General features: G+C 42.7%; 2 protein-coding genes. Both read right to left on the minus strand.

What is annotated here, in order from left to right; genetic code table 11:
* Nucleotides 1-679: 679 nt before the first annotated feature.
* Nucleotides 680-2,146: an ATP-binding protein gene (locus ABFQ95_07360; protein ID MEN8237338.1), complete on the minus strand. Its 1,467-nt coding sequence runs from the start codon at nucleotides 2,144-2,146 to the stop codon at nucleotides 680-682.
* A 194-nt stretch (nucleotides 2,147-2,340) separates the two neighbouring features.
* On the minus strand, nucleotides 2,341-5,439 hold the full coding sequence (locus ABFQ95_07365) for an AAA family ATPase (protein ID MEN8237339.1): 3,099 nt from the start codon (nucleotides 5,437-5,439) through the stop codon (nucleotides 2,341-2,343).
* Between the last annotated feature and the right edge of the window lie 138 nt (nucleotides 5,440-5,577).

Consider the following 5,577-nt stretch of genomic DNA (forward strand, 5'->3'; position numbering starts at 1 on the left):
ACTAATTGAAATGATCATGGTATCAATTTTTTAGAACCCGTGGACAAAAACTCACTTAAAAAGTCCTAAAATTTGTCCAGTCCATGGGGTGCAGCGCAGAGTGGGAGGTTTTGATTAAGGATCACCACGAAGCCTACATTAGTTGGGAGGAGTACCTAGACAACCAACAAATACTCACTCAAAACAGGACCGTTAGGACGCTAGGAAAAATAACATTTATAATCGTGTTTCGCGTTCTGTTGCTTGATCTTGCTGCGTAACGCTGTCTATAAAGTATTTTAGTTAGATTGTAAAGGTTATTTTTCCTAGCGTCCTTACTGTGCCTGTCCGTAGGGTTTAGTGCCGCGTATTTCTTTGTACCACCACAGAGCGTTGAACTTAGCAAAGCAGCTCTTGAGACCTTTAACAATGGCAAGCTTCTGGAAACTGCATGGCCCCGCATGACAAAGGGTGAACGCGAAAAAATCCTTAAATTGGCCAAGGGCCGGCGTCGTTAGGGGAAGTCCAGCATTTTCATACCAATTTTCTACTCTGAAGCAAATTTTTGGGGCAAGCTTCAGAGTAAAATGCAGAGTAACTGTGAAGCCTTGTGGATGGGTAATATAAAAGGCACTAATAAGTGCTACTCTGAAGTAACAGAGCTAAGAGATTGGTCCTGGCTTGATCAGGCTACTGTTCACTACTCCTTGAAAAAATCCTCTAGTATGACCTGACCTGCCACTAGTTCTTCTGAATACATTGTTGCTTTTAATCCACTTAAAGTTATCATTGCGATAAAAATGTTTTTTGTGGTTCTTGTTTCTCGCTGATAAATAGATTGTTTTTTGAGCAACTGTTGGGCGTAAGCCTTATCAATCGCAAATGGTTGGTTGGTGTATTTAATTTCACATATCGTTATCGAGTCATCTAGTCTATCAAACAGCAAATCGATCTGTGCTCCATCTTTTGTTCTGGTGCGCGGAATATACTTCCATGTTCCAATTTCTGAACCTTTTGGGATATGCAGCGCCTTCTCGATGTTTCCTATATGCTTATAACAAACCGCTTCGAAAGCATAACCCGCCCAGATTTTCCAAGAAGGCTGGGTGCTTTTTGATTCCCAATATCGGTGTGACAAATTTTGCTTAGCAATTGTCTGCTGCATAGGTTCAATCCAATGAAGATAAAACAGAGAGTATTCATCTATCACCTTGTAATAAATACCTCTCTGACGATGCCCATAAGGAATGAAGCTAATAATAAACCCCGTTTGCTCAAGTTCTTTCAATTTTTGTACCGCCCTTCCACCACGCGTGATATCTTCGCATTTTTTAAATAAATCAACTTGACTGATGCCATATCTGTGATTGGCAATGATTCGTATCAACTTTTGATGGATATTTGCTCCATCAAAAAGGGAGGCGTAAAGATTGTCAAATTCTTTTAACAGTAGCCCATTCTTGTGGAAGCACAATAAATCAATATTCTGGTTTGCTGATAGGCCTTTTTGAACCTGTTTAAGATAATGTGGAATTCCCCCAGTGACCATATACAGTTGCATGATCTGCCTGTTACTGAGTCTAACACCAAGGTATTCGAGGTATTCCTTCGCTTCTTTCAAGGTGAAAGGAGAAAGTTCTATTGTTTGGGTAATTCTATTATGTAGACCTCCTTTGTTATTAACTATATTCTTTATAATCCATGATGCTGAGGAACCACAAATTATCAATTTTATGTTGCCCTCACTCCACCAGAACCTATTCCAATAATAATCCACAGCTTGCAACAAACCAGATTTTTGGGTTGCCATCCACGGAAATTCATCAAGAAATAGGATAACTTTTTGCTTCTTTGGAATTTTGTTTATTGCTTTCGTCAATTGTTCAAAGGCAGCAAGCCAATTCTCAGGTGTCTGAAGAACGGCATTGTCATAAAACTTACTCCCAGTTTCAACTGAAAACTGTTTAATTTGTTGACTATAGGGAGCATCTTTGATGCCTGTCACGTGAAAGAATAACGCATCATCAAATTGTCTGAAATACTGAGAAATAAGATAGGTTTTCCCTATCCGCCGACGACCATAAATTGCTATAAATTCTGAAGTGTCTGCTTCTAAAGCTCGTTTTAAAAGCTTCTGCTCGTTCTCTCTTCCAATGATTTTGTTCATAATTTGGGTTTCCAAACTTATTGTGCCGACTTTAAAAATGTCATACCAGGCACAATAATGCAAGCATTCATTTTGTTGTGCCGCTTATATTCTGTTTATAGTCGGCACAATAAATCATCCTACATAATTTTGTGGATTAAACGAGCAATTAGCTGGATCAGGAGCTTTAGCAGAAAACTACACCATCAGATGTCCTATCTACTAAACCCACGATCAATATTCAATCCCCTACTTTTATCAAAATCTTTCACAACCTCAGGATTGACTCGTTTGATCTGGTTGTAGAAGTGCTTATCTTTGGCGATTTTCTCCATATGACGGTTATAGGCTTCAAGCTCTGACTTACTCAGGTAAGACTCTCCATGCCTTTTGATCATTGCCATCTTCTTTTCAAGATCAGCAGCAATAAGCTCCACGTGAGATTTTCTGGCAGGTCGAGTCCTGGTACTTGATTGTTGTTGGCGTTGTGGACGTGCATGCCCTGGGGAAGATGTGTTTTTCCGATTTTTCTCTTCAATCCCCAGCACCTTAATCGCTCTTTCAGCTTCATTATCCGTTGCTGGCCCCAAGGATTTGCTCAAATCTTCCGGTTCCTTGAACAGGTTTTTGGCAAAATGCACGCTGGCATGCACTGTGTCTTTGGCACGATCAAAGCGCTGTTGTGCTCGAGTGATAAGGCTATCATCGAGTTTCAAGACATTTTCAAACTGGTCTGGTTCCAGCTGATAATCCACCCCAGAGAGCTTTTCATGCGACCTGGATAACCGATCCACTAGAAGTGATTGGTTATCGAACTCAAGTGCTGATGCGTAGACTTTAAAATTGTCTCTGTGCCGGGTAAAGCCAACGTAGGACAAATTGCGAGCCTGCTCAAAGGATGCCAGCATTTTGACATCATCAACGGTCGTGCCTTGAGCTGCATTGATAGTCACAGCCCAACCATGCCGGAAATATGGGTACAAGGTTGGTGAAAAACTGACTTCACGTTTGTCGGCGCCATTTAACATTACTTTGACCTTGTGAGTGTCAATTTCAGTGATGATCCCAAGGGTGCCGTTTTTAACCTTCATGCCGTAGTCATTTTTTTTGAAGATAATTTGGTCACCTACAGCAAACTTCAGGTCTTGGTACTCTCTCTTTGTTTGACGAGTCTTTTGGATCCCGTGAATACCAACCTCAACGTCTTTGGCTACACTGATTGTAATTTCTTGCTGGGCTACAGCTCCAGATTGCTTGAGTTTGTCCCGCACCATACGGTTGATATCGTCGACATCTTTATTGCTGTGGGCCAACATCAAGGAACTTCGATCATTTTGTGGTTGGTTTTGTTGCTCTTTCAGCCAATCATACACCATTTGCTGCTTGGTTTGATGGCGCAAATCAATGTTTTCTCCATTGAGTTCAAGACCTCTAGCCTCAAGCAGCGCTTTTGCTTTTTCTCGTTGTTGCTTCCACTGTTGATATAATGGGAAGTGCTCGAGTTTGCGCATGTGTGGAAACAACTGGTTTTCAGAAACACCTTTATGCAACAAGTCACTGCGGATTTGGTAGTATATATTTCCAGCCAGGCGCTTGGTCATCGATGCAGCTCTTTTTAGCTCTTCATCGGTTAGCTTCTGCCCATGCTTTAACTTGTTGAGTTCAGGAATCGTCTCTTTGACCATGGATACATGACCTTTATCACAGTAATGCTGTAAAGCTTGCTTGGTTTTTTCCTGACCAAAAAGTTGAGTGGCCTCTTTCTGCCAATCCTGACGTTGGCGGATGATATTTTCAAGCTTGGCAGGAGCGACACGATCCAACAGCATTCGAAATGGAGGGCCGGCTTGAACTGCTTGCAGTTGGCCTTTATCTCCAACCAACACCAGTTTGATGCCTTGGCGTTCGACAATATCGAGCAGCATGCTCATCTTGCGGCTATCAACCATACCAGCCTCATCAAGGATAAAGACAGAGCCTTTACCGTATTGCTCGCGTCCCGTTTCAAAACTTTTGAAATACCGATCCAACGTCATGGCACGGATGCCAAGTTCTTCCAAGTTTTCTGAAGCACGCCCTGTGGGTGCAAGCCCTAGCACTTTATAGCCTGTATCTTGCCAGGCAGATGCAGCCACCTTCAAAGCTGTAGTTTTACCCGAACCAGCATAACCTACCAAGGTCTTCAAGCGTCCTGGAGTCACTAAATGATCGATGGCAGCTTTTTGCTCTGAGTTTAATCCACCGAATTCTTTTAGTTCTTGAACAGCCTGCGCTTTAGCAGCTTCAAGATGTTGGGTGAGCACCCCATGGGTTTTACGTGTAGCAATTCGTTGGCCACATTCGATCAGTTCAGCTTCAAGTCTAATCAAACTTTTGGTAGTGTATACTTGCTTGTCCGTATCGCTCAGTTTGATCAATTCATCACTGGCAAACACCTTTGTTCGAATTTCTTCAAACACCGCATGACTATCTACATAGCGGCCAATTACCCGCAAGATGTCTTTGTCAGTAAAAGTCGAGTAATTTTGGCTGACTAGCTCCAACACAAGATCGGGTCGGCTTTGGATTTTGAACAAATTACGCCGGCGAATGTCTTCAAAGGCTGCATAACGAAAGCTTTCAAGTCCTTGCTTAACGCGCTGCAAAACCTTGTGGCTTTTCTTCAGCTGCGGTTCAATATCAATCCCACGATCCGCATAAGATCTGTGATCAACGCGAGCTTCAATGCCTTGCTCTTTCAAGGTTACATTGACATAGTCAGCCCAACGCTCCCGCCACTCATACACTAAGTCCTTCTTCTCCCAATCACGATTCTTAAAGCCAAAACCGTCAACTGTAATATGACGAGTCGAAAGTAGCACATGACAGTGTGGCTTGGACTGCCCAGTTTTCTTATCCACATCAAAATGGAAATTGCAGATGGCCACCATGCCTTTGTTGACACAGTGATGTTGGACAAAATCACGTGCCAATTTAATGTTTTGCTCATTTGTAAGCTCATGCGGCAAAGCAACCTCAATTTCCCGATAGATTTGCGAATCGACTCGTTTTTCAAACGACTCGATATAATCGGAAAATTTCTGTAGCGTTTCCTGACGGTTTTGTGCAAGCTCTTCCTGCCACAGCTTCATAAATTCAGGAACATGCTCAGGCAGCAGCATTTCAACATGCTGTACGGATTTACTTTGATAATCAAAGCTTTGACCAATGCGCTGATCAACAAGCTCTACACCAGCTCGATAGGCCAAAGCAGACGCACCACTTTGGCCCTTGCCGCGTGAGATCATTTTGACATGCAGATGGTACAACGCCATCACAAATCCTTCCCTAACTTTCGGGATATCGCTCCCGACGTGTGGTTCCGGCAAGCGTGTGTGCTTCTCACTAACGACTTGGGCTAGACTTCTTTGCGATAGCAATTTAACAAAGGAGTTTTGTCATGTATCCTACTC

The sequence above is a fragment of the Pseudomonadota bacterium genome (assembly GCA_039714795.1).
Classification (GTDB): Bacteria; Pseudomonadota; Alphaproteobacteria; order JAGOMX01; family JAGOMX01; genus JBDLIP01.

Bases quoted from the DNA above. Each gene is read 5' to 3' on its own strand.
- ABFQ95_07360 (MEN8237338.1), bottom strand. From the start codon at position 2,146: ATGAACAAAATCATTGGAAGAGAGAACGAGCAGAAGCTTTTAAAACGA.
- ABFQ95_07365 (MEN8237339.1), bottom strand. From the start codon at position 5,439: ATGGCGTTGTACCATCTGCATGTCAAAATGATCTCACGCGGCAAGGGC.